This is a genomic window from Flavobacterium erigeronis (assembly GCF_054075165.1).
Genome location: NZ_JBSKGP010000003.1, coordinates 424,420 through 448,933, shown reverse-complemented (window position 1 = coordinate 448,933; position 24,514 = coordinate 424,420). Strand labels below are relative to the sequence as shown.

The 24,514-nt window shown below is 35.6% G+C and carries 19 protein-coding genes and 1 pseudogene; 5 read left to right on the top strand and 15 right to left on the bottom strand.

The genetic code is table 11. The annotated features are described in order from the left end of the window. The first annotated feature begins 224 nt into the window (after nucleotides 1-224). From ACWA1F_RS08525 to ACWA1F_RS08510, 4 genes are all read left to right on the top strand, one after another. Entirely contained in the window at nucleotides 225-1,358 is a 1,134-nt protein-coding gene (locus ACWA1F_RS08525) for an efflux RND transporter periplasmic adaptor subunit (protein ID WP_456893266.1), read from the top strand. A gap of 27 nt (nucleotides 1,359-1,385) precedes the next feature. Next, the gene (locus tag ACWA1F_RS08520) at nucleotides 1,386-4,541 is read left to right on the top strand and encodes an efflux RND transporter permease subunit (protein WP_456893264.1); all 3,156 of its coding nucleotides are present in this window, start codon (nucleotides 1,386-1,388) and stop codon (nucleotides 4,539-4,541) included. A gap of 2 nt (nucleotides 4,542-4,543) precedes the next feature. Beyond that, the gene (locus tag ACWA1F_RS08515; protein ID WP_456893262.1) at nucleotides 4,544-5,953 is read left to right on the top strand and encodes an efflux transporter outer membrane subunit; all 1,410 of its coding nucleotides are present in this window, start codon (nucleotides 4,544-4,546) and stop codon (nucleotides 5,951-5,953) included. Nucleotides 5,954-6,036: 83 nt separating this feature from the next. Continuing rightward, nucleotides 6,037-6,819, top strand: a complete 783-nt coding sequence (locus tag ACWA1F_RS08510) for a hypothetical protein (protein WP_456893260.1) — start codon at nucleotides 6,037-6,039, stop codon at nucleotides 6,817-6,819. Between the two features lie 260 nt (nucleotides 6,820-7,079). Here the strand turns inward: ACWA1F_RS08510 and ACWA1F_RS08505 are convergent, their stop codons facing one another. The 5 genes from ACWA1F_RS08505 to ACWA1F_RS08485 all read right to left on the bottom strand — a co-directional run bounded on the left by ACWA1F_RS08505 (nucleotide 7,080) and on the right by ACWA1F_RS08485 (nucleotide 12,987). Next, complete coding sequence (locus ACWA1F_RS08505) at nucleotides 7,080-9,488, bottom strand: sensor histidine kinase (RefSeq protein ID WP_456893258.1); 2,409 nt, start codon at nucleotides 9,486-9,488, stop codon at nucleotides 7,080-7,082. A gap of 180 nt (nucleotides 9,489-9,668) precedes the next feature. Next, nucleotides 9,669-10,127: an SRPBCC family protein gene (locus ACWA1F_RS08500; RefSeq protein WP_456893256.1), complete on the bottom strand. Its 459-nt coding sequence runs from the start codon at nucleotides 10,125-10,127 to the stop codon at nucleotides 9,669-9,671. Nucleotides 10,128-10,383: 256 nt separating this feature from the next. Further along, complete coding sequence (locus tag ACWA1F_RS08495) at nucleotides 10,384-11,004, bottom strand: hypothetical protein (protein ID WP_456893254.1); 621 nt, start codon at nucleotides 11,002-11,004, stop codon at nucleotides 10,384-10,386. Between the two features lie 133 nt (nucleotides 11,005-11,137). Then, nucleotides 11,138-11,830 (bottom strand): hypothetical protein, encoded by a 693-nt coding sequence (locus tag ACWA1F_RS08490; RefSeq protein WP_456893252.1) that lies wholly within the window; start codon nucleotides 11,828-11,830, stop codon nucleotides 11,138-11,140. A gap of 218 nt (nucleotides 11,831-12,048) precedes the next feature. Continuing rightward, a complete protein-coding gene (locus ACWA1F_RS08485) occupies nucleotides 12,049-12,987 on the bottom strand; it encodes a ring-cleaving dioxygenase (RefSeq protein WP_306161272.1) in 939 nt (312 codons plus the stop codon). 504 nt (nucleotides 12,988-13,491) lie between these two features. Here ACWA1F_RS08485 and ACWA1F_RS08480 point away from each other — a divergent pair. After that, nucleotides 13,492-15,069: a sigma-54 interaction domain-containing protein gene (locus ACWA1F_RS08480; protein WP_456893250.1), complete on the top strand. Its 1,578-nt coding sequence runs from the start codon at nucleotides 13,492-13,494 to the stop codon at nucleotides 15,067-15,069. Nucleotides 15,070-15,395: 326 nt separating this feature from the next. Here the strand turns inward: ACWA1F_RS08480 and ACWA1F_RS08475 are convergent, their stop codons facing one another. The 10 genes and pseudogenes from ACWA1F_RS08475 to ACWA1F_RS08430 form a co-directional block, all read right to left on the bottom strand. Beyond that, nucleotides 15,396-15,749, bottom strand: a complete 354-nt coding sequence (locus ACWA1F_RS08475) for a cupin domain-containing protein (protein WP_456893248.1) — start codon at nucleotides 15,747-15,749, stop codon at nucleotides 15,396-15,398. Further along, entirely contained in the window at nucleotides 15,749-16,369 is a 621-nt protein-coding gene (locus ACWA1F_RS08470) for an alpha/beta hydrolase (protein ID WP_456893246.1), read from the bottom strand. Before ACWA1F_RS08470 ends, ACWA1F_RS08475 begins: the two co-directional genes overlap by 1 nt. Before the next feature lie 529 nt (nucleotides 16,370-16,898). Next, nucleotides 16,899-17,207 (bottom strand): annotated as a pseudogene (locus tag ACWA1F_RS08465) (GNAT family N-acetyltransferase); the annotation flags it as partial. Between the two features lie 287 nt (nucleotides 17,208-17,494). Beyond that, a complete protein-coding gene (locus ACWA1F_RS08460; protein ID WP_456893244.1) occupies nucleotides 17,495-18,856 on the bottom strand; it encodes a sigma-54-dependent transcriptional regulator in 1,362 nt (453 codons plus the stop codon). 15 nt (nucleotides 18,857-18,871) lie between these two features. Beyond that, entirely contained in the window at nucleotides 18,872-19,804 is a 933-nt protein-coding gene (locus tag ACWA1F_RS08455) for a sensor histidine kinase (protein ID WP_456893242.1), read from the bottom strand. 53 nt (nucleotides 19,805-19,857) lie between these two features. Then, nucleotides 19,858-20,523 (bottom strand): YoaK family protein, encoded by a 666-nt coding sequence (locus ACWA1F_RS08450; protein WP_456893240.1) that lies wholly within the window; start codon nucleotides 20,521-20,523, stop codon nucleotides 19,858-19,860. 9 nt (nucleotides 20,524-20,532) lie between these two features. Next, a complete protein-coding gene (locus ACWA1F_RS08445) occupies nucleotides 20,533-21,006 on the bottom strand; it encodes a Dps family protein (RefSeq protein ID WP_456893238.1) in 474 nt (157 codons plus the stop codon). A gap of 251 nt (nucleotides 21,007-21,257) precedes the next feature. Continuing rightward, complete coding sequence (locus ACWA1F_RS08440) at nucleotides 21,258-21,692, bottom strand: DoxX family protein (protein WP_456893236.1); 435 nt, start codon at nucleotides 21,690-21,692, stop codon at nucleotides 21,258-21,260. A gap of 11 nt (nucleotides 21,693-21,703) precedes the next feature. Continuing rightward, nucleotides 21,704-23,590: an amidohydrolase gene (locus ACWA1F_RS08435; protein ID WP_456893234.1), complete on the bottom strand. Its 1,887-nt coding sequence runs from the start codon at nucleotides 23,588-23,590 to the stop codon at nucleotides 21,704-21,706. Nucleotides 23,591-23,595: 5 nt separating this feature from the next. Next, nucleotides 23,596-24,330: a M17 family peptidase N-terminal domain-containing protein gene (locus ACWA1F_RS08430; protein WP_456893232.1), complete on the bottom strand. Its 735-nt coding sequence runs from the start codon at nucleotides 24,328-24,330 to the stop codon at nucleotides 23,596-23,598. Nucleotides 24,331-24,514: the final 184 nt, after the last annotated feature.

The following is a 24,514-nucleotide window of genomic DNA, read 5'->3' as shown; positions in this document are numbered from 1 at the left end:
TTGCGTCTTTGTGGCAAAAGCAAAAAAACTCAGAAGCTTAGCGACTCACCATCTTAGAAACTTTAAAGAAATCTTCCAGTCTTAGCGCCTTCGTGGCATAACAAACCCCGTCCGTTTCGGTGCCAAAAAATGTCGTTTGGGTAAATTTCTCCAATAAAAAAGTCCTTTTCTGCTGTTATTTTGCGCCCAAATTTGAGGTAATTCATTTAAAAATGAAAAGTAAAATGACAAAACAATTTTTTAGAAATAATAAAGCAATTGGCAGAATTGCAATTTTATTGATCACAATTTCTCTTTCTTCATGCGGAAAAAGTGGAGAAGGACAAATGGCTCCTCCAAAGCCAGAAGTGGACTTCTTACAGACGAGTTCTGTAACGGGAGAAGTAGAAAAAAAATATCCAGGAACAGTAGAAGGTACCGTAAATGTTGATATAAAAGCACAAGTATCTGGCTATCTAGAGGCTATTTATGTAAAAGAAGGAGATTATGTCACCAAAGGACAATCCCTTTTTAAAATTAAAGGCGATGTTTACGCCGAACAAGTAAACAACAGCCGTGCAGCTTACAAAAGCGCTTTGGCGAATCAGGCAAATGCGAAACTGGAAGTAGAAAAAATCAAGCCTTTGGTGGAAGGAAAAGTTTTCTCAGACATGCAGCTAAAAACCGCACAAGCCAATTACGAAGCAGCAACTGCACAAGTAGCACAGGCTAAGGCCGCTTTGGGATCATCTCAGATTAATGCCGATTTCTCTTTAATTAAAGCTCCTGTAAGCGGCTATATTAGCCGTATTCCAAACCGCGTTGGGAATTTAGTGACCCCAGCAGATACAGTTCCGTTAACGGTTTTATCTGAAATCAATAATGTGTTTGTTTATTTTTCTCTAACAGAAGCAGACTATCTAGCTTTTTCTAAAGATGCAAAAAACAATCAGACTGTAAGCTTAATTATGGCCGATGACAGCGAGTACGAACACAAAGGAAAACTGGAAGTTGCCAGTGGAAACATTGATCGCGCTACAGGGACAATTGCTTTAAAAGCCATTTTCCCAAATCCGAAAAAGCAATTGCGTGCGGGAGGTTCTGCGCGAATTGTATTGAATAAAAGTTTATCGTCTGTTATTACCGTTCCGATGGCGAGCGTAAAAGACATTCAAGACAAATTCTTTGTTTTTATTCTAAAAGACGGCAACAAAGTAGCTATGGTTCCAATCGAAATCGCAGGTAGCGCTGGAGTAGATTATTTTGTAAAATCTGGACTAAAAGCTGGAGATAAAGTAGCGCTAAATTCTATCGATGTGCTATTTGACGGAATGGAAGTCGTTCCAAAAACCGCTGCTAAAAATACAAGCAGTAAATAATTTTTCATTTAATAAAATAACATTTCCATGTTAAAGAAAATAATAGACAGGCCAGTATTGGCCACAGTTATCTCTATTGTACTAGTGATACTGGGGATTATAGGTCTTACCCGATTATCTGTAACACGATTCCCAGATATTTCGCCGCCAACAGTTATGGTAAGCGGATCGTATCCTGGAGGAAACAGTGAAACCGTAATTCGTTCGGTAGTAACGCCTTTAGAAGAGCAGATTAACGGAGTAGAGAACATGCAGTACATCAAATCGACTGCGAGTAATGATGGAACATTTTCAATCAACGTCATTTTTAAACAAGGGGTAGATCCCGATCAGGCTGCCGTAAACGTTCAAAATAGAGTGCAGCAAGCAACTCCAAAACTGCCTCAAGAAGTGATCCGAATGGGATTAACGACTTCTAAGCAGCAAAACAGTATGATTGTTATTTTCAACTTGTATACAGATGATAATAGCAAATACGATGAGTTGTTCTTGCAGAATTACGCGAATATCAACTTAGTGCCTCAAATGAAACGTGTTCCTGGTGTTGGACAGGTTCAGATTTTCGGGCAGAAAGATTATTCGATGCGTATTTGGTTAGATCCGCGCAAAATGGCCAATGCAGGCCTAGTACCTTCAGATGTAACTCAGGCCATTGCGGAGCAGAGTTTAGAATCGGCTCCAGGGAAACTGGGAGAAGAATCTACTGCCGCTTTAGAATATGTAATTCGATACAAAGGAAAAAAGAACAAACCAGAGCAATATGAAAATATTGTAGTTAAAAACGTTGGAAGCAATGTTTTAAGATTGAAAGACGTTGCACGAGTAGAATTTGGTTCTATTTCGTACAGTGGAGATAACAAATCGAATAGTAAAAATGCCGTTACAATGGCGATTTTACAAACTTCGGGTTCTAACGCCAACGACATCGAAATCGGAATCAATAAAGAAGTAGAACGATTGTCTAAATCTTTTCCTCCAGGTATTAAATACGTAAACGTAATGAGTACCAAAGAAAGATTGGACGAAGCGACAGGACAGGTAAAATCGACTTTGTTTGAGGCTTTTATTCTGGTATTTATTGTAGTATTTATTTTCCTTCAGGACATTCGCTCGACGATTATTCCGGCTATTGCAGTGCCTGTAGCGATTGTGGGAACGTTTTTCTTCCTTTTGGTTTTCGGATTTACGATTAATATCCTAACGCTTTTTGCTTTGGTATTAGCGATTGGAATTGTGGTCGATGATGCGATTGTCGTTGTCGAAGCTGTTCACAGTAAAATGGAAGAAGATTCAGAAATTTCAGCAAAAGACGCTACACACGGCGCGATGGCAGAAATCACAGGAGCGGTAATTTCGATTACTTTGGTCATGTCGGCGGTATTTATTCCAATCGGATTCATGACAGGATCTTCTGGAATTTTCTATAAACAATTTGCTTATACATTGGCAATTGCGATTATCATTTCGGCTGTAAACGCCTTGACGCTTACGCCAGCTTTATGTGCGCTTTTGCTAAAAAATCACGGAGAAAAACATGGCGATCATGAACACAAAACGAGTTTTAAAGACCGCTTTTTCGTAGGTTTTAATTCAAGTTTCGACAACTTAACAGGAAGATATATCAAAGGCGTTCGTTTCTTAATTGGAAGAAAATGGATTGCTGCTGGATTAGTTGCTGGAATTACGGCAATTGCGGTTTATATGATGATGTCTACGCCAAAAAGTTTTGTGCCTCTAGAAGATGACGGTTTCATGGTGTACAGTTTGTCTATGCCGCCTGGAACAGCTCTTGATAGAACTACTGCGGTTATTTCGAAATTGGAAAAAGAATTGGCTCCAATAGAAGCGATCGATGTGAATACGAGTATTACAGGATTCAACATCTTGAGTAACAGTGCCAGTCCTGCTTACGGTTTAGGTTTTATAAAACTGAAACCGAAGAAGGACAGAGGAGCTGTGAAGGATATTGAGGAAATTATGAACATCGTAAACGGTAAACTGGCTAAAATTAAAGAAGGTCAGATTATGGTTTTCAGAATGCCTCCAGTTGAAGGATTTGGTGTGACGAGTGGTGCTGAAATTGTATTGCAAGATAGAATGGCGAGAAGTCCAGAAACGCTAAAAGCAATGTCTGATAAAGTAATTGGGCAGATTATGCAGCAGCCGGGTGTTCAATATGCTTACACGACTTTTAGAGCTGATTATCCACAATTGGAATTGGAAGTTGATGAAGACAAAGCGCGCCAAATGGGTGTAAACATCAAAGAACTTTTAGGAAATATCCAGACGTATTTTGCAGGAGATCAATCGGCTGACTTTTCACGATTTGGAAAGTTTTATAGAGTAAACGTAAAAGCGGATGGTATTTTTAGAATGGATGAAGATGCATTTAACGAAATTTTCGTGAGAAATGCCGATATGCAGATGGTTCCAGTAAAATCAATCGTGAAATTCCACAAAGTTTACGGTCCAGAATCGGTAAATCGTTATAACCTATATAATTCGGTAAGTATTACGGCGATGGCGAAGCCAGGTTACAGTAACGGTGAGATTATGAGTAATCTGGAGCAAGTTTTAGATAAACTTCCGTCTGATTACAGTTACGAATGGACAGGTTTAAGTTTAGAAGAAAAAGCAGGAGGAAGCCAAACGGTTGCCATTTTCGGATTGTGTTTATTGTTTGTATTCTTCTTATTGGCAGCACAATACGAAAGTTATTTACTGCCGCTTGCCGTATTGCTTTCTATCCCGACAGGTATTTTGGGAGCCTTCGCCGGAATCAAAGCGGTTGGTTTAGACAACAACATTTATGTTCAGGTCGGATTAATCATGCTGGTCGGACTTTTGGCTAAAAATGCCATTTTGATTGTAGAATTTGCTTTACAGAGACGTCTTGCCGGATTAAGCATAATCGAAGCGGCAATTGAAGGTTCAAGATCAAGGTTACGACCAATTATCATGACTTCGCTGGCTTTTATTGTAGGTATGATTCCGCTAATGTTTGCTTCTGGAGGAACAGCCGTTGGAAACCGATCTATCAGTGTGAGTGCCGCAGTAGGAATGTTTAGCGGTGTTATTCTAGGAATTTTTGTGATTCCGTTGCTTTTCATTGTATTCCAATATTTACAAGAAAAAGTATCCAGAAAAAAGATCGCAACTCAAGTTCAAACGATAAAAGAATAAGAATGAAAAGTATATATAAAATCGGAATGGTTTTACTTACGGGCGCGATTATGACATCGTGCGTGGTAGGGAAAAAATATTCTCGTGAAGATTTAAATGCTCCAGAAAAATACCGCGAAGAAGTCGCGGTTACTGGAGACACGGTTTTGCTTCCGTGGAAAAACTATTACAAAGATCCTTTGCTGGTTGCTTTGATAGAAAAAGCTTTAGTCAAAAACAATGAAGTGATCATTGCCATGAAAAGCATGGAACAGCTCGATCTCAGCTATAAACAAGCCAAATTATCGTTATTACCCACACTAGATTTCGATGCTGGAGCGAGCCGTTCTTATCCATCTAAAAATTCCCTAAACGGATCTTTGAGCCAGCAGTTTATTGGTAAAGATTATATGGACGATTACAGTGCCAATCTTCGACTTTCTTGGGAAGTGGATATTTGGGGAAAAGCAGCGATGCAGAAAAGAGATGCTAAAGCAACTTATTTTGCTCAAAAAGAGAATCTTTCAGCTTTAAAAACCAGAATTATTGTGCAAGTGGCGCAAGCGTATTACAATCTTTTAGGTTTAGACGAACAGTTGAAAATTGCAGAGAAAAACATCGAATTGAGTACGAATACTTTGAGTATGATGCAATTGCAGTACAATTCGGGTTCGATTAGTTCTTTGGCTGTAAACCAGACAGAAGCGCAGAAAAAAACGGCTGAATTGCTAGTGCCTTTAGCGAAAGCGAATATTGCAGTTCAAGAAAATGCTTTGCAGATTTTATGCGGAGAATATCCAGATAAGATTGAAAGAGCAGGAAATATAGATGCAGCAGAAGTTTCAGTTGTTTTCCCATCTGGAATTCCAGTTTCACTTTTAAGCCGAAGACCAGATGTAAAAGCAAGCGAATATGCCGTTATGTCTGCTGCTGCGAAAACAGGATTGGCAAAAGCAACCATGTATCCAACTTTAAGTTTGAGTCCGTCAATTGGGGTGAACTCTTTTGAATTTGACAACTGGTTTGATTTTCCAGGTTCTTTAACTAAAACTATTGCAGCCAATTTAGCGCAGCCGATTTTTAGAAAAAAAGCGTTGCGAACTGCTTATGAAGTCGCTGTTTTAGAACAGGAAAAAGCGGCTGTACAATTTAAACAGTCTTTTATAGTAGCAGTTGGAGAAGTAAACGACGCCATGTCTCGACTAAAATATGCTGACGAACGTATCATTTTAGCAAAAGATAAAGCAGCATCGTTAGACAAAGCCACTTCAGACGCTGGTTTGCTTTACAAAAGCGGAATGGCCAATTATCTGGAAGTAATTGCAGCTCAGAACAGTTCGCTGCAAAACGAATTGGATCTGGTAACTATAAAACTCGAAAAACTGAATGCAGCAATTAACCTGTACCGTGCTTTAGGAGGCGGAGTAGAGTAGTTCTTTATTTTTTTTACAATTCACCGTTTCTGTAAGCAATTATGGAGATGGTGAATTTTCTTTTGAATTGATTTTACTGATTTATGGACAAAATTATTTTTACCCGATCAGAACTTTATAACTTGGTTTGGAAATTTCCAATTCCGCAGATTGCCAAACATTACGAAGTTTCCAGTATGGGAATCAAAAATGCTTGCGAAAAAATGAATATTCCGCTTCCTAAAAGCCGACATTGGATTGCTCCAGCTTATAAAAGAAAAAGTATTCCTCGACTTCCTTCAGATTTTAAAGGGAATCCTGAAACTGCCATTTTGAAAAAGACTTACGAAATGCAGCTTCGAGTTCCAGCTCAATCTACACCTTTATTAGATTTGGCACAAAAGATAAAAAATGATACTAATGCGCCTTTAATTGTGAGCGAAAAGCTTGAAAATCCGCTTGCTATTATTGCTGAAACAAAGAAATATTGGGACAATAAAATTTCAAATAAAAATACAGAAACCGACAAATTTCAGATTTTGGATTTAAATGTTTCTAAAGAAAACTTAAATCGTGCTTTGCGGTTTATGAATGCTTTTATTCAGCTGATTGAATATCGCGGACATGAATTTAAAAAAGGCCTTGACGGTTTAGATACAGTTATTTGTAAAAACGGAATCGAAATCAAGGTTGATTTGAGAGAAGCGCAGAAGCGACTGACTAAAAACGGTTTAAGAGAAACTTATGGCTACGTTTTTACAGGAGATTTTATTTTTAGAATTTCAAGCGGATCGAATAAAAAAGAATGGCGAGACGGAAAGGTTATTCTAGAAAATAATCTTGCGTTAATTATGGCGAAAATAGAATTAATGGCAGCAGAAGATTAATTAGTGAATGAAATTATTAATAGAAGCCGTAGCAGGATAATCCACAAAAGGAGCCCAAATTATAAATTAAAATTTTGGGTTCATTATAACGAATCCGAAGGATTCAAATGTCTGTAGCGTATAATTTGAAGTTTGCTATAAAGAATCCGGAGGATTCAAATATTTATAGCACATAATTCTTGCCGCCTATATGTGACCCCGAAGGGGTCATACCCACGCTCTAGAATGAAATTCTATAAACATTTGAATCCTTCAGATTCCTATCGAAAGTCTTTTTTAAAGGTCAACTGAAAATGTACGCCATTTTGGTTTGTAATCGACAAATCTCCTTCAAGCGTATTGCTTAAACCATTTATAAGCGTCATTCCAAACGAATCGCTATTTTGCAATGCTTCGATATCCTGTATTCCAATTCCGTTATCAGAAATATGAAGCCTGTAATAGTCTTCTGAAATCTCCGTTAACGCTAGACTGATTCTGCAGTTTTCAACATCTTTAAAAGCGTATTTTATCGAATTGGTAATGACTTCGTTAATAATTAATCCGATAGCAATTGCCTGAGAAATATCCAATTCTATCGGGTCAATTTTAACTTCAAAATGAATATATTCTGCGTTAAAAGATTCTTTGAGATAATCAACCAATTCATTGCAATATTCTGGCATATCGATCATCGAAACATTATCTTCCCGATACAATCTCTGATGAATCAACGACATCGCATAAATTCTATTTTGGCTGTTTTTGATGGTAGAAATCGCCAAATCATCCTTTAAATAAGACGACTGCGAATTGAGCAAACTAATTACAGTTTGAAGATTGTTTTTTACGCGATGATGAATTTCTTTCAAAAGCCATTCTTTTTCTTCTACCAAACGTTCGAGTTTTATATTCTTCAGCTTAATTTCCTTTTCTTTTACTTGCAAACGGCTCGTATTGCGCTGTTTTATTTTGGCTCTGTTGTATAATAAAATAATGATAATCAGGAGTAAAAATAAACTGCTGACAGAAATCGTATTAAGAAGTCTAGACGATTGCAATTGACTTTTCTGAAGATTCGTCTGCTGTTTTAAAGATTTAATGTTTTGTATTTTGGCAGAAGTTTCAAACTTAAATTTTAAATTTTCATAATCCCGATGCTTGGCAATATCATCAATCGAATCCTGAATTCGAGTATAATTTTTCATGTGGTCGATTGCGGAAAGATAATTTCCGTTGATCGAATCGATTTTAAATAAAGAAAGCTCCAATAGCTGCGGATTAAATCCTTCTGTTTTTGGTGTCGTAATAGAGAGAATTCGATCTGTAATCTCTTTTGCTTTCTGTGGCTTATTGATTTTAATGTAAAATAAAGCCATGATCGAAGAACAAGTTGCTACATCTTTGACAGCTTCTTTGTTTTTCAATTTCTTGGCATAAAAATCGAGTTTTTCATAACTAGCTTCAGCTTCTTTCAGTCTTCCTAATTCTTCATAACAGCGCCCTTTAAGCTGGTATAAAATCATGTTGTCAAGGTCATTTTTCGGCGGATATTTTTTAGCGTTTGTTTTCAAATATTTTAGCGCTTCGGCATATTTAGAATTGTCCATTAGAGATCGTAAAGCTCCAAAAAAGCTTTTGTACCAAGTTCCTGCGTTTAATTCTCTCTGGTTGTACTCAATTCCTTTCTGATAAAATTTAAGAGCATCTTCATAGTAGCCCGTGCTAGTGTAAATGTTGCCTAAACGTATATAGAAACTGTCTGCAAAAGCGTAGTCTTTTGTTTTTTCCATTGAGCTAACGCTTTTCAAAGCATAATACAGCGAATTTCGTAAATTGTTATTCAGCAATTCGATATACGAAATGGTAGTCTCCGTATATTGCGTATGTAGAAAACCTATTTTTTTCTGAAGATTAAGACTGGTAAAGAGTTCTTGTTTGGCCAATTCCATTTTTCCAGTCCAAAAATGCACTGGAATTATTTTCATTAAGGTTTCAATTTCCTTTTCTTTATTTTCTGTTTTTTTGTAAATATCAAGAGCTTCGGCTAAAACAACTGCTTTTTCAGGATTATCATCTGGCATATAAGTGCCTTGATTGTTTATCGCTTCGGCTAATAATTTATCATTTTTCGTTTTTCTTGCTACGTTGACCAGATGCGAAAAAATCTTGTTGCTTAGTTGCGTGTTTCCTGCTTGATAATAGTATTTGGCAAGGAGAAATTGAGATTGGAAAATCCATTTTTGAATGTGTGTTTTTTCCGCTAGTTTTTGAGCCTTATGAATATACAAAAGCGCATTTTTCAAATCATTTTTTTTAGCGCCAGTTTTAAACAGATAAAAACTCCCAATCTGCAATGCCAGCTTGATCTGGTTAATGCTGCTCAGTCTTGGCAACAGCATTTCTGCACCACGAACATAATTGTTGGTGATTAAATTATTTCCAGGAAAATCAGATCCGTCATTAAAACCTTCATCATTGGCAAGTGTGTAGGGTAAATTATGCGCTTTGCAGGCCAAAATCATGGCGCTGTCAATATCTATAGAACCTTGATTAACGTTACGAAGATAAATCGCAACATTATGAAGCATCAATCTATCTTTCTGAAGCTTAAGTTTATCGGTTTTGTTTTGGCAAAAAGAGGGTGTGGTAAAGAAAGTTAGTAAAAGTAAGAAAATTACTTTTTTCATGTTTAGGAGTGTTTGGAAACGTAAAACTAAGCGTTTTAAAAGTGTTTAGAAAACATTTTTAGCCATATTTTTTGCTTGAAAAAAGAATTTATGTGATGAAACAATATCAAAAAAAGCTGTCTAAAATCTAGACAGCTTTTTTAAAATGTTATGTATTCGCGATAAGTGAATTTCAGTTTTTTACTGCTCTGAAATTTCTTTTAATTTGTCCATAGCTTTTGGATACGTACTGTTGAAATAATCCAGATATTCATCAATAGTATCCATTTCGACAGTTACCGTTGTAATACCGTTATTTTCCTCAAAAGTATAATTTTCATGTCCGCCGGCCCATTTTTCAACTTGTTCGCCAGTCGTTACTTCGTTATCTCCATCCAAAAAACCGTAATGGCGAATGGAAACAAAATCAGCAGGTTTGTTTTCCTCAATTTCCGAAACCATTCCGGCTTTTTTACCGTTTTCATCCGTTCCAACAAAACGGATTTTACTTCCTTTGTCCCAACTGCCTTCATAAGTAGAAGTAGGGTTAAAAGTTTTGACCCAATATTCGTAAGTGGCTTTGTCCTTTAAGCCGAGCATCGTTTCATATACCTTTTGAGCAGATGCATTTATTTCTTTTTTAAATTGTAATTTTTGCATGGCTTCTTTGTTTTTATATAATCTTAAAGGTATATATTATTTTGATCAAAAACACCAAAACTCTTTGACAATGATGTTGATAGCGTGTTGATAGCGCGGATTTGCAATCCGTGCCCGCAACAGTAAGACACAATGCAAATTATCAAATACAAACTCAACACTAAATATGTAGTTTTTGTATTTGTAGAAAATAGATAATCTTTATGGGCACAGATTGCAAATCCGCGCTATCGGGTTCGAGTAATGAAGAAAATGTTCAAAGAATGGAAGCACGTTTCTTGTTAATTTCATCAGTAAGTGTACGAGTTTCTGAAGTACTCTTTTCACCTAAAATGTATGCTAATTCCGAATAATCAATTTTACCAAGTATATGATAATCAATTAGTGTTTCTCTTTCTTTTTGAAAGTCGTCTGAATTAATTAATTCAAAATCATATCTTTTGGATCTACCTGGTTCAAAATAGATTATTATAAAATTATTAGTTCCATTTGAAAGTGCGGGCCCTAAATTTCCACTTGAAATATGAGCCAATCTACCAACATAATCATCATTAGAGATTTTAATTTTTCTTATTTCTGTAATGGGATAAATTTCATTGCCAATAGTAATTGATTCTTTTTCAAATAACAAGTAACCGTCAAGTTTTCCTCGAATCGGTGCAATTTCATTTAAGTTATATAATTTTAAAATCACACCAAACATAAAGGTACTGACGGCAAGCCAAGCAAAAATTTCATCAATAAAGTTAGGCTGTAGATCAAGAACCTCTTGTTTAAAAAGCATTACACCACAAATAAAAAACAAAATAGAATATGTAATTCTTTCTGTACTCCAATAAAATTTATTTGACTTTATATAAATTGAAAATTTTGGCATTTTTTTTCTGTTATAATAAAAAGTTAGAAGACTTTTGAAGTGCGTGTGATTTATTAGACATTCAAGGAATTAAACAATGGCAGAGACATTTGCGTAGAGACTTAGAAGTAATTCCTTGTGGAGCATTGGTGATTTATCTCCCCCTTTGTGTATCCAAAGATTTTTTTGCAACTTCCATAATTGCATATGGTTTTACTTGCATTAAATCTTCTTTATATTCAACTTTTCCACCAACTAATTTACAATAATCGTCTTTCATTTTTTTTAAAACTATTTCCACACCATTTAATACTTGATTAATTTCGTCTTTTTGCTTTTCCAAAAATTCTATTTCAAAATATTGATAATAGTCTACGGCTATAGTTGATTTATTTTCATTAATAAATTTGTCATCGATTCTGAAAAATTCTCTTTTATGATTAAATATTGAATCAGGAATATGCAAAGACCAATTTCTTAATTTATGAAACTCATCAATTATAAATTCTTCTTCACTTGTTAAAGCATCAAGATCAATATTTAGTAGTCTTTTATTTTTATGTAAAATTTTTCTGAATTTTCTGTATGAAAACGCTTGTTTAGTTTCATCACCAATTAAATTAAAAATGTACTGAAATAGTCGACTAGTTTTGTCGCTAAATGATTCATAAAATTCCGCTTCAATGAATTTTTTTCCTGGATTATTCTTTAACAAAAAGACAATTTCATTTTCATATTTTTTTAGTCTTTTACTTTTTTGAGTTGTATCTATTATTAATTCTGATAAATAATAGATGTAATCTTCTTTGACTTTAAACATAAAAATTTTAGAAGTGTTGTCTTTCATTTTGTGATGTTGAAGTTGTTAGTATTCGTTTTTTTTAGCGTTTGCGTTTAACTTATTATATCGTTATTTATGACTTGTATGTAAATGTAAGTAGTTTTATTACAAATCAAAAAAACTTTTCAATTCGAGAACCAAACAAAAAAAAGCCGTCCTAAAATAAGGACAGCTTTTCTAAAAAATCTAGTTGTGTAGTTCTGGCGAACCAGTTTAGTAAGCAATTAATTAATTTTAACCAAATGTTTTTCAATAGCTTCTCTTTGAGACTCGTATTGAGCTGGAAGTTTCAAGTTTAGACCTAATTCTTCTAAGCTTTCGTCTACAGTAAATCCAGGATTATCTGTTGCGATTTCGAATAAAACGCCTCCTGGTTCTCTGAAATATAGAGAGTGGAAATACTGTCTGTCAATTTGCGGCGTAATCTGTAATCCGTATTCTTCGATTTTTTCTCTGAATTTCATTAAAACTTCGTCATTCGGCACGCGGAAAGCCACGTGGTGAACAGTTCCGTTAGCGTTTAAACCGCGTTTTTCTTCTGGTAATTCTACCAAGTCAACAATTGCAGCATTTTCTACAGCATCTGTTGCATAACGGTAACGGTTTACATCCTGATCGATCAATTTATAGCCAAATATTTCAGTTAAGATCGCAGCCGTTGGTTTGATGTCGTTTAAAGTCAAAGTGATGTTATGAAAACCTTTTGTAGCCACATCTGCTTTTACTTCGTCAGTTTCCCAAGCTTTTCTATTATCGTCTGTTTTAGATTCGATTAACTCCAATTTTAATCCGTCTGGGTCTAAGAAAGTCAAATATTTTTCACCAAACTTTTCAGCTGGTTTATTGTAAATTACATTATACTGTTCAAAACGTTTTTGCCAGAAATCTAAGCTTCCTTTTGGAACAGAATATCCAATTTCTGTTGCCATTCCAGAACCTTTTCTTCCTTGTTGGATTCCTGCTCCCCAAGGGAAAAAAGTTAAGATTGTTCCTGCGCTTCCTACTTCGTCACCAAAGTAAAAATGGTAAGTTCCCGGATCGTCAAAGTTTACTGTTTTTTTGATAAATCTTAATCCTAAAACTTTTGAATAAAAGTCAAAATTGCGTTTAGCGTCACCTGCAATTGCAGTAATATGGTGTAAGCCTAAAATTTTATTTTCCATGGTATTTGTTATATTAAATTGTTATTGATTTTCTTTTACAAATTTACGGCGGTTATGCATGTTGATCGATTAACCTAGATTAAGAAATGAAAAGGCATTCTTTTTTGAAATGGCAATTACCAACCAAATAACATTCCGATTTTTAAAAGGCTTTGAAATACAAGACGTTTAAATCAATAACAAGTTTTAATAGATACGATATATCGTAATTTTATGAAATTGAAAAGGCATATTTAGAAAATGTTAGTTGCAGAGATGATTTTAACACATAGAAACATAGTTATTGTAAATGTAAAAAGGCGTTTCACTTATTTAAATGCACATAGCAAACTATGTGTGAGAAATGAATTTCTCTTTTGTCTCCTCTTATAGACAAAAAAAATCTATGTTTCTATGTGTTAAAATTACATCTCGTTCAATTTAGCGCAATCGATTAGCTATTTACTAAAGCCTATTTCTTAAATTTACGCTCTCACCGCCAAAATACCACAATAAATACCGTTTATGGAAAAGCCAACAGATAAAACTGCGATCACAATAAGCCGATTGCAGGAAAGAGAAAGAGAACAAATGCTGATTATGGATATTTGTACAGCGCTTTCTCAGGCTTTAAGTAAAAATGAATTTGGTGCTATTGTAAATGGATTGGTAAAAGAAAACCTTCAGTTTGATGATTTTGTTGTAGTTTCTTCTTATGACAGCAAAGCCGAATATCGGATTTTCTATTCAACAGATAAAAATACAAATTCAAAAAGTTATCCTCAAAATGATTCTTTTTTTGATTGCTGTACAGAATCTGCTGATATTGTTTTTTTTGATTTAAAATCAAATCAGAAAAATCCAGATTACATTCAGAACATTAGTGAAAAAGGTTTTAGAAACGGAATCGGAATTGGGCTTCCATATATAAAAGGAAATCGAAATGTGCTTTTTCTTTTCTTTAAAAATGTCAAAACTTTTAGCAGAGAATCTCATCGCATTTTGAGAGGAATTGCCATGCAGCTTTCTATAACACTGAGAAATATCGAATTGACACTTCAAAGTGAAATTGTTCTAGCCGAATTGGAAATCTTGAAAAATAATATTTTAGAAAAAAGAGAAAGAAAAAATACGCAGCAAAACCAAGATTTTCATGGAATTATTGGAAGCAGTAATGCTATGAAAGAAGTTTACGAATTGATTTCTCAAGTGGCCTCTTCCAATTCTACTGTTCTAATTTTGGGCGAAACAGGAACAGGAAAAGAACTCGTAGCCAACGCCATTCACAGTTTGTCTGAGTTTTCGAATCAAAAAATGATTAAAGTAAATTGTGCTTCTATCCCTGAAAATCTTATTGAAAGCGAATTGTTCGGACATGAAAAAGGCGCTTTTACTGGCGCAACAGAACAGCGAATCGGGAAGTTTGAACAAGCAGAAAATAGCACAATTTTTTTGGATGAAATAGGGGAGCTGCCTTTAGAATTGCAAGGAAAACTGCTTCGGGTTTTGCAGGAAAAAGAAATTGAAAGAGTTGGCGGAAATAAAAGCATAAAAGTAAACGCTAGAGTGATCGCCGCAACCAATAAAATTCTAGAAAAAGAAGTTTACGCCGACCGTTTTAGAAGCGATTTGTATTTTAGATTAAATGTTTATCCGATTAAGCTTCCCGCTTTACGAGAACGCAAAGACGATATTCCTGTTTTGGGCTATTTTTTCTTAGAAAAACATGCTTCAAAGATGGGCAGAAATGTAAAACGTTTTTCTAAAAAAGTACTCAACAGCATGATGGCTAATGCTTGGCCGGGCAATGTGCGCGAACTGGAAAATATGGTAGAAAGAAGCATTTTATTTGCCAAAGAAGAAAAGATCAAAGAAATGATTTTTCCAGAAATTGCAATTGCAAGTCCAGATAATTTAGTAAATGAATTTTATACCAAAACACTTCAAGAAGTCGAAAAAGAACACATTCTAAAAGTTCTAAAAAAATGCAACGGACGAATTTCTGGTCCGCAGGGCGCGGCTGTTTTGCTTGGTTTGCCTTCTACAACATTGACTTCTAGAATGCGAAAGCTGGGAATTAAAAAAGAACACTTTTTGGATTGATGTGATATTGCAAGCTTAAATTATTCTAACACATAGAAACATAGTTTTGGATAATGTCAAAAAGACGTTTCACTTGCATAAATGCACATAGCCCTGCTTGCCAACTTTGTCAAAGTTTTAAACTTTGACAAAGTTCTCGCAAAGAACTACACATAGAGCTATGTGTTAGAAACTAGTTTCTTTCTTTATCCTTTTAGAAGCAAAGAAAATCTATGTTTCTATGTGTTTAAAACATTTTTCAACTTTGTGAAAGTTCAAAACTTTGACAAAGTTCGAGCAGAAACTTGAAACTTGAAACTTGAAACTTGAAACTTGAAACAACGTCTTTAAACCAACTTTATAAATATCGATTTTCTCAGTTTAGGTTCAAGATTTTTAGTTTTATGACCTTTTCCTGTGGTGTCTTCTACCAATAAAATAGAACCTGTTGGGAACGTTCTTTTTTCTCCTAGAGAAGTTTCGATTTCTACGCCTCCTTCCAGTAAAACAATGTATTGGCGGTCTGGCGCATTGTGAAAATCGTAATCATAAGACGGACTCACTTCTCTAAAAACAATAGATTTCACCGGTTCATCGTCAGATAAAAAACCGATGTCGCCATTGTTTTTCAAAGGAACTTCAAAGTCTTCAAAATGACTTTCTCCATTGGCATCGCTGTAAACACGTGTAATCGTAATCATTATTTTTTATTAAAGATCAATGCATTAGCACAATTTATTTCATCTTGACTGATGGTATGTCCCATGTTCGGGTAGATTTTTTTAGTAACATCAGCACCCATTTTTTCCATAAGTGTTTCAGTATCATTGACTCTTTCTACAGGAACGTGAAAATCTGGATCGCTTGTTCCTATAAAAACAGGCGTATTTTCGAAATTTCCACTATAATGATTTTCATATACTTTATCGCCAATCAATCCGCCTGTGAACGCTACGATTCCGCCGTATTTTGCAGCATTTCTTGTCGTGAATTCCAAAGCAAGACAAGCCCCTTGAGAAAACCCTAAGAAATAGATATTTTCTTTTTCGATTCCGTTTTGCTGAATAGCGACCACAACTTGATGAATCGCTTCTAAAGATTTAGAAAACGAAGGTTCATTTTCGTCCAACGGAGCTAAAAACGAATACGGATACCAAGTTCTGTTTTCTGCCTGAGGCGCCACCAAAGCAAAATCATCAACTTTAAGATGTCTCGCAAGCGAAAGAATATCATGAGCACTGGCACCGCGTCCGTGTATCATAACCAACGCTTTTTTTGCTTCGTTTAAAGGAATACCGTCTGTTAAAATTTCTGTATTCATAGTATATTTTTTTTAGTGAATTAGGTTTGACGCAGATTTTAATCTTTGTGTATAAATTTGTTTCATGCAGATTTTTAAAGATTCTAGCAGATTAGAATAGATTTTATTTTAAGAAATCTGCGCAAATCTTTTAGACAATCAAAATCTGCATTATCTGCTAAATCTGCGTGAAAAAAAACTTTGCGCATAGATTTGTTTCACGCAGATTTTAAAAGATTCTAGCAGATTAAAATAGATTTTATTTTAAGAAATCTGCTAGATCTTTTTTCGATAAAAAGATCTGCATTATCTGCTAAATCTGCGAGAAATAAACTTTGCGTATAAATTCGTTTCACGCAGATTTTAAAAGATTCTAGCAGATTAAAATAGATTTTATTTTAGGAAATCTGCGCAAATCTTTTATCGATAAAGGAAATCCAAATTATCTGCTAAAATCTGCGTGAAATAAACTGCCAATCTTTGTCGATTTACTAGTGTGATCCTTCCTTCGTCAGGATGACAAACTATGAAGTTCCTTATTAAAAACTAATTATTTTTTCCAAATATCCTCGTATTCGTCTGGATGTCTTTTAAATTGCGCGTGAACGTAAGGACAAAGCGGTAAAACCTTCAAATTATTGGCGCGTACATAAGAAACCATTTCTTCTAAAAGTTTTTTAGCGTAACCTTTTCCTTCTGCTTCTGGTTCAACGCCAGTGTGATAAATCGTCAATAGATCAGGTTTGATGCTTACGGTCATTTCTCCCAGTTTTTTATCGTCAACATAAAGATTAAAAGCTCCATGTTTTTTCTCGTCCAATTCTAGTTTTATTGTTTCCATTTTTTTGGCTTTAGTTGTTTTATAAGGACAAAGTTCGTTAAGTAGTCGGTTAAGTCCTCTTAATGTAGATTAATTTCTTTTGGTTGCTTTTGCTCGTGCAGAATTTACGCAAAGCTCGCTAAGATTTTTTATAAAAAGCTCAAGCGGAATCTAGATATTAAGTTCGCAAAGCTTTATATTAGGTAAAGCTTTGCGAACTTTTAATCTTAATTAAATCCTTAAAAAAACTTTGCGTTCTTTGCGAAAATCCTTTGCGCACTTTGCGTAAACCTTTGCGTTCCTTGCGGTTAAATCAATAAAGCAATTTAATTATATCCCTGCTTAATTCCTAATTTTTTCATTTTAGAATATAAAGTCTGCGGTTGCATTTTTAAAAGTTCGGCAGCACCGCCATTACCCGAAACTTTGCCGTTGCAGATTTGGAGCGCATTCATAATATGCTCTTTCTCCATTTCTTCCATTGACTTTATTTTGTCTGGGCCAGTTTCTAAAGAGAGAATGGCAACGCTCGATGGCAAGTCAAATTTTTCAATTTCGTTTGTTTTGGCGAGAAGCACATTTCGTTCCATTAAATGTTCTAATTCGCGCACGTTTCCTGGCCAATTGTACTTTTTTAATTGTTCTAAAGCTTTTGCGCTGATACTGTTTACATTTTTTTTAGAACTCGCTGCATACTTTTTTAGAAAGTAATGCGACAATATTTCAATATCTTCTTTTCGTTCTTTTAAAGTTGGCAACTGTATTGGAAAGACATTTAATCGATAATACAAATCAAGTCTGAAACGCCCTTCGGCAACTTCTTTTTCCAGCGATCTGTTGGTAGCCGCTACAATACGAACATTGATTTTTATCGTTTTATTTCCTCCCAAACGCTGAATTTCTTTTTCTTGTAGCACGCGCAATAATTTCACTTGAGAATCGAGTGGCAATTCGCCAATTTCATCCAGAAAAATAGTTCCATTATTAGCTTGTTCAAACTTTCCGATTCGTAATGCATTGGCACCTGTAAAAGCACCTTTTTCATGGCCGAAAAGTTCAGATTCTATTAAAGACTGCGGTAAAGCGGCGCAATTTACCACCACAATCGGGTTTGATTTATGAGCTGAAAGTTCATGTATAGCGTGTGCGACTCTTTCTTTTCCTGTGCCGCTTTCGCCTAAAATAAGCACAGAAGTTTCGGCTGGAGCTACAATTTTTATTTTTTCTATAACTTCATTCAAAAGTGGACTCTCGCCAATAATTCCTTTAATTTCTTGGTTTTCTGTATTGAATTGGCTTCCTGCCAAATCTTCCTTTTCTTGATCGAATCGGTATCTTGCAATATCCAGCATTACTATAAGATCTTTTTCTCGAAAAGGTTTTACCATAAAACCATACGGATGTGTCGCTTTTACGGCTTCTAACGTGCTTTGATTGGTATTGGCAGAAATGTACAGAAAAGGCAGATTTTTTTCGCGAAGTTCGTTTGCGAGATCAATTCCAGTCAATTCACCTTTTAATATGATATCCAGTAAAATCCAATCCGGACTTTTATCTTCGATTAATTTTCTAGCTTGAGCCACAGAAGCAGCAATTCCAACCACTTGATAACCTGCTTTGTGCAGCATGATTTTCAAATCATTTGCAACTATAAATTCATCTTCAACAATTAATATTTTCTCCTTCATCTATAATGATGTCATTTAAGAGTTCTCGGCCGTTTCGTCAAACTCGGTTTTTCCTGTAAAGGTAATTGTGATTTTTAATCCATTATCATTTTTCATATTAAAAGTGCCATCAATCTGGTCAGTTAATCCGATTATTAAATTCATGCCGAGTGAATTTCGTTCGATATTTTCAAGTTTTTGAGAAAGCCCAATTCCGTTATCAGAAATCTGAAGCCTGTAATTTTTTTCGCCAATGTTTTGGAAGATAATGCCTATTTTTCCTTTTCGATCGTCGGGGAAAGCATATTTAATGGCATTGCTGACGGCTTCATTTATAATCAAGCCGATGGGAACAGCTTGGGCAACATCGAGATAGGTTTTTTCTACTTCTAAAATAAAATTAATTTTTTCGGCTGTGCGAAAACAATCTTTCATGCAATTGATTAATTCGTGAACATACCAATCCATATTAATATTCGCCAGATTATCAGATTGATATAATTTCTGATGAATGAGCGACATGGCATGCATTCTATGTTGGCTGTTTTTGATAGCCATTAAAGCATCTTCGTTATGCAAATAAGCCGATTGTGCATTTAGTAAACTTATGACAATCTGAAGGTTGTTTTTTACCCGATGGTGAATTTCTCTTAAAAGCCATTCTTTTTCGGTCAGCAGTTTTTTGTTGAGCTCGTTGAGTTCAGCAATCTGCTGGCGCTGTATTTCTATTTCTTCGTTTTTCTTCTTTTTTAATCTAAAAGCGCTGTACAAAAGCAATAGAAAGAGAAATCCAACTAAAATATTTTTGTACAGCGCTGTTTGTTGAGCATCAATTTCTGAAGTCGTTAATTTTGGAGACAGCAAATTTTGATTTTCTTGACCCATACCCGTATTTCCAAACAAAAGCAAACCCATTATGCATAAGGCAAGAAAGTGTTTTTTGATGGATAGAATAGGGGAGAAAATCATTTTTTCAGCTATTAGAGTATCATAAATCTGCAATCCAAAAAATGTATATTTACCTAGTCTCGATGGTATAAGTAGCAAATAATCATCGCAACTCCAGGCACGATTAAAGTTCCTAATCCGAAGAACTTTCCGGCAACAGCTCCAAGAAAACAGCCTGCCAAAAATCCGATTAAGGTAACCAGCTGTTTTTTAAAACTTAAAAATACTTCCGCATCTTTAAGTCCGTTTTTCAGCAAATTGCCCAGATCTAGAGAAGCCTGAGTTACATTTCCTGTCATCATAGTTGTCGGACCGTGGGTTTCTTTAGCGTAAAGCTTTCCAAAAGCATTCTGAAGTCCCATAGCAAAAACGGTTGTCATGGCAACGGTGTACATTGTCCATTCTTCGAAGTTTTGCAAATAGCCAAAAACGTACGATGCGATACCGCTTAAAACCAATAACACGCCTTCCCAAAACAAAATGGTATAACGATTAGTAGCTTTTTGCGCAATTCTTCCTCCTGTAATTACCGCGATGATAAAAATGGGAAAAGTAAGCAGTTTTACCCACGCATGTATATCTGAACCTTTTACAATTTGATAAGCAAAGACGATAAAGTTACCCGTTACGTGAGCCGAAAATATCGAATCGGCAGCGACAAAAGTGACGGTATCGCAATACCCTGCTATCATGGTTAGAAGCAGGGTTACGTACCAAATATTTTTTTGTTGAATTTCCATAATTTGTTTTTAGTTTAAATGTGCGCGAAGCATCCACGCCATTTTTTCATGATTTTCTACTAATCCTGTAATAAAATCGCTTGTTCCTGCATCTTGCAAGTCATTGGCAATATGATTAATGTTTTCTCTTAAATAAATAATAATGCTTTCGTGATCTACAAGCAATTCTTTGATAAAACCATTGCTGTCGTTTTTCTCTTGTAATTCTTCTGTAAGATGCGTCAAGGCAAGAAAATCTTTTAATGTAGCTGGCGTATAATGTCCTAAAGATCTAATTCTTTCTGCAACAGTATCTACAATCTCGTCGATGGCGTCGTATTGCTGTTCAAAGAAAAGGTGTTTGTTATAAAAATCTGGACCTTCAACGTTCCAATGTGCTCTTTTTGTTTTGGTATAAAGTACAAATTCGTCTGCAAGAACTTTGGCTAAAATAGCTGCGATTTTTGAGATGTTTTCTTGTTTGATTCCGATGTTTGTTTTCATTTTTAATTTGGGTTTAATTATGTTAATTGTGAATAAATGAAACACATAGAAACATAGATTTTTCTTTTGATTTTGAAAAGAATAAAGAAAGAAACTAGTTTCTCACACATAGTTGTGTGTGTAACTCTTTGCGAGAACTTTGTCAAAGTTTTAAACTTTGACAAAGTTGGCAGAACAGCTCTATGTGTATTTATGCAAGTGAAACGCCTTTTTTACATTCCAAAAGCTATGTTTTTATGTGTTTTAAAAAATTAATTGTTTAATAAGTCTAGTAAATAATAATCTAGAGAATATGTTCCCGCGCCAAGCGCAAGAAGCAATAACAGCGATAAAGTGTACATATAAGGTACGTCGCGCACTTCGAGTGAATCATTTCTATGGACCACAAAATAACCAACTGCCGTTACACCGATTGTTGGGAGAACAGCAAGTCTTGTCCCGAGTCCAAGAATAATGAAAAACGGAATTACAGTATCTGAAAATGTTGCCACCAGACCGTTTAGTTTTTCAGGCAGATGCAACGGATTCGGAACGTGTTCTTTCTGTCCTTTTTCGACTCTGAATTTTTTCATTCCGTGGACTCTGAAAAGTTCTACAGCCAGTAGCACTCTAAAAACTAAAAGCGCTGCATTGTTGAATGCTGTTCCTAAATCAGAATGGAGGATTTGTTTTATAATTTCGATCATTTTTTTGAAATTTAGAAAGCAAAACAAGAACAGCCTAAAGCGCCCCAGAATGCATTATAATTGTTTACGGGAACATTGCTCATTCGCGCCGCGTCGTGATTGTGTAAGTGAACATCACAGCTTCCGCTGCAACTGTGAATCTGCGAAGTCAGTTTTGGTTTTACATTTGCTTTTGCATTTTTTTCAATCGCACTCTGCAAACCGCTTCTTACTGGATATCCGTTGTAAATATTCGTTGGCGACCAATCTGGTAAAATCGGAATATGAGGCGGAGAAAATGAAGAAAAATCACCATTAGCATACACAATTTTTCCGTCTACAATTGTTAAATCGGCTTCGATTTTTTTGATGTCTTCATCGTCAATTGAAAAATAATCGCGATCTAAAACTACTAAATCAGCAAACATTCCCACTTTAATATCTCCTTTTTTAGTCTGCTCTTGCGAAAACCAAGCACTTCCTCTTGTATACAATTCTAAAGCAGTTTGTCTGTTCAGTCTCGTCTCATTATACAATTGCAAGCCTCCAACTGTTTTTCCAGCGGTCATCCAATACATAGAAACCCACGGATTGTAACTGCTCACACGTGTAGCATCTGAACCCGCGCCAACTGGAACTTCCATTTCAAGCATTTTTTTGATTGGCGGTGTATTTTCAGCTGCTTTTGCTCCGTAACGATCTGTGAAATATTCACCTTGATACGCCATTCTGCTTTGTACAGCGATTCCGCCGCCTAGCGCTTTTACACGTTCGATATTTCTTTCGTCAATCGTTTCGGCGTGATCAAAAATCCACGGCAATCCGTTGAAAGGAACGTCTTGATTGATCTTTTCGAAAACATTCAAAAATCTTGTAATGCTTTCGTTATAAGTGGCATGAAGTCTGAAAGGCCAACGATTTTCTACTAAAAGACGAACTACTTTTTCTAGTTCAGCTTCCATATTTTCAGGAAGATCTGGTCTTGGCTGAAGGAAATCTTCAAAATCGGCAGCAGAGAAAACGAGCATTTCACCCGCTCCGTTATGACGATACATATCATTTCCTTGATATAATTTTACCGTATCAATCCAATCGGAGAAATCTTCAAACTCGTGTTTTGGTTTCTGGGTAAAAAGATTGTACGCAATTCTTACGGTCAATTGGTTCTTTTCATTCAATTCATTAACCACTTTATAATCGTCTGGAAAGTTTTGAAATCCGCCTCCCGCATCAATAACACTCGTGATTCCAAAACGGTTCAATTCTTTCATAAAATGGCGAGTCGAATTGATTTGGTGCTCGTAAGAAAGGGTAGGACCTTTCGCTAAAGTCGAATACAAAATCATCGCATTTGGAGTCGCAATAATAAGTCCTGTAGGTTCTCCATTAGAATCGCGTTGAATATGTCCTCCTGGAGGCGCGGGCGTATTTTTATTGTAGCCAACCGCTCTTAAAGCTGCTCTGTTCATAAGTGCTCTGTCATACAAATGCAAAATAAAAACAGGAGTATCGGGTGCAATAGCATTGATTTCTTCTAAAGTTGGCATTCTGCGTTCTGCAAACTGAAATTCAGTCCAGCCGCCAACCACACGAACCCATTGCGGATTTGGAGTGCGATCTACTTGCTCTTTCAGCATTCGAAGTGCATCTGCCAAAGAAGGAACGCCATCCCAACGCAATTCTAAATTATAGTTTAATCCGCCGCGAATCAGGTGAATGTGCGAATCGTTGATTCCCGGAACGACTCTTTTGTTTTGAAGATCAATGATTTTGGTTTCTTCAGCAGCAAAAGCCATAATATCGCTGTCGTTTCCAACTGCAATAAATTTTCCGTCTTTAATTGCAACTGCTGTCACATTTGGCGTTTCTGTATTGAAACTATGGATTTTTCCATTAAATAAAATTAAATCTGCTTTCATAACTTTTATTTAGTGTTCAACTTTGCAATTGCTTGCTTAATTCCTTCTCCTGCAACCGTGTAATAAGCAGGGCCAGCCAATAAGATTATTTTCTTTAAAGGTTTGTGTGTGGCTAATTTTTTATCTTGTAAATAGGTTTCTGTTCTATACGCTTCAAAAGCACCTAAAACCACATTTTCGGCAACCAAAGCTGTCGGAGAATCAATTCCAGCATCTTTAATATCGCTTGCAAAAGAATAGTTTGAAACGCCTAAACGTAAAGCTTCACGCATGGCAGTGCTTCCAACACTAATCATTAAATCAGGAGAAAATTTGTTGCGATCTCCTAAACCGATTAATAATAATTTTTTGGAGGCTAAAGTGCCTTTTGGAGGCGTAATCAATAAAGTTTCAAGCGAATGGCCTGTAAATTTGCCAGTTTTACGCAGTTCGGTAATAATGCCTTTTAGCGCATCGTCTAAATGCACCATTCCGTTAAGGTTGGCAGGCAGGGCAGGAGGGTTGGTAATATCACTTTCTGTATATTCAAAAACGCAGGCAACTTGTAAGTCCGCTTGAGCTGCAGATGGTCCCTGAACCAATCCGTTTACTGCAACGCCGTCTACTTTCCCCCAAGTTGTAGTCGAACCAATTGAAGCTGTTTGTGCAAAAGCATTGTTACTAAGCGAGCCTGCAAATGTTATAAGTAAAAGCATCAGATACGAATATCTCAATCTGTTTTTTGCTGTGTTTGTTTTCATTGCTAAGGGTTTAGTTTTATTATTTTGATTTGTTTTTTAAACACATAGAGACATAGATTTTTCTTGTTTTGAAAAAAGGATAAAGAAAGAAACTAGTTTCTAACACATAGTTCTATCTGAAAAGTTTTGGGAGAACTTTGTCAAAGTTTAAAACTTTGACAAAGTTGATTATTGTTGATACTAT

Coding starts and splice junctions, on each gene's coding strand:
- ACWA1F_RS08460 (WP_456893244.1), bottom strand. CDS start 18,856: ATGAAGGAGAAAATATTAATTGTTGAAGATGAATTTATAGTTGCAAAT.
- ACWA1F_RS08495 (WP_456893254.1), bottom strand. CDS start 11,004: ATGCCAAAATTTTCAATTTATATAAAGTCAAATAAATTTTATTGGAGT.
- ACWA1F_RS08435 (WP_456893234.1), bottom strand. CDS start 23,590: ATGAAAGCAGATTTAATTTTATTTAATGGAAAAATCCATAGTTTCAAT.
- ACWA1F_RS08490 (WP_456893252.1), bottom strand. CDS start 11,830: ATGAAAGACAACACTTCTAAAATTTTTATGTTTAAAGTCAAAGAAGAT.
- ACWA1F_RS08525 (WP_456893266.1), top strand. CDS start 225: ATGACAAAACAATTTTTTAGAAATAATAAAGCAATTGGCAGAATTGCA.
- ACWA1F_RS08500 (WP_456893256.1), bottom strand. CDS start 10,127: ATGCAAAAATTACAATTTAAAAAAGAAATAAATGCATCTGCTCAAAAG.
- ACWA1F_RS08510 (WP_456893260.1), top strand. CDS start 6,037: ATGGACAAAATTATTTTTACCCGATCAGAACTTTATAACTTGGTTTGG.
- ACWA1F_RS08440 (WP_456893236.1), bottom strand. CDS start 21,692: ATGATCGAAATTATAAAACAAATCCTCCATTCTGATTTAGGAACAGCA.
- ACWA1F_RS08430 (WP_456893232.1), bottom strand. CDS start 24,330: ATGAAAACAAACACAGCAAAAAACAGATTGAGATATTCGTATCTGATG.
- ACWA1F_RS08515 (WP_456893262.1), top strand. CDS start 4,544: ATGAAAAGTATATATAAAATCGGAATGGTTTTACTTACGGGCGCGATT.
- ACWA1F_RS08475 (WP_456893248.1), bottom strand. CDS start 15,749: ATGATTACGATTACACGTGTTTACAGCGATGCCAATGGAGAAAGTCAT.
- ACWA1F_RS08485 (WP_306161272.1), bottom strand. CDS start 12,987: ATGGAAAATAAAATTTTAGGCTTACACCATATTACTGCAATTGCAGGT.
- ACWA1F_RS08480 (WP_456893250.1), top strand. CDS start 13,492: ATGGAAAAGCCAACAGATAAAACTGCGATCACAATAAGCCGATTGCAG.
- ACWA1F_RS08450 (WP_456893240.1), bottom strand. CDS start 20,523: ATGGAAATTCAACAAAAAAATATTTGGTACGTAACCCTGCTTCTAACC.
- ACWA1F_RS08445 (WP_456893238.1), bottom strand. CDS start 21,006: ATGAAAACAAACATCGGAATCAAACAAGAAAACATCTCAAAAATCGCA.
- ACWA1F_RS08470 (WP_456893246.1), bottom strand. CDS start 16,369: ATGAATACAGAAATTTTAACAGACGGTATTCCTTTAAACGAAGCAAAA.
- ACWA1F_RS08505 (WP_456893258.1), bottom strand. CDS start 9,488: ATGAAAAAAGTAATTTTCTTACTTTTACTAACTTTCTTTACCACACCC.
- ACWA1F_RS08520 (WP_456893264.1), top strand. CDS start 1,386: ATGTTAAAGAAAATAATAGACAGGCCAGTATTGGCCACAGTTATCTCT.
- ACWA1F_RS08455 (WP_456893242.1), bottom strand. CDS start 19,804: ATGATTTTCTCCCCTATTCTATCCATCAAAAAACACTTTCTTGCCTTA.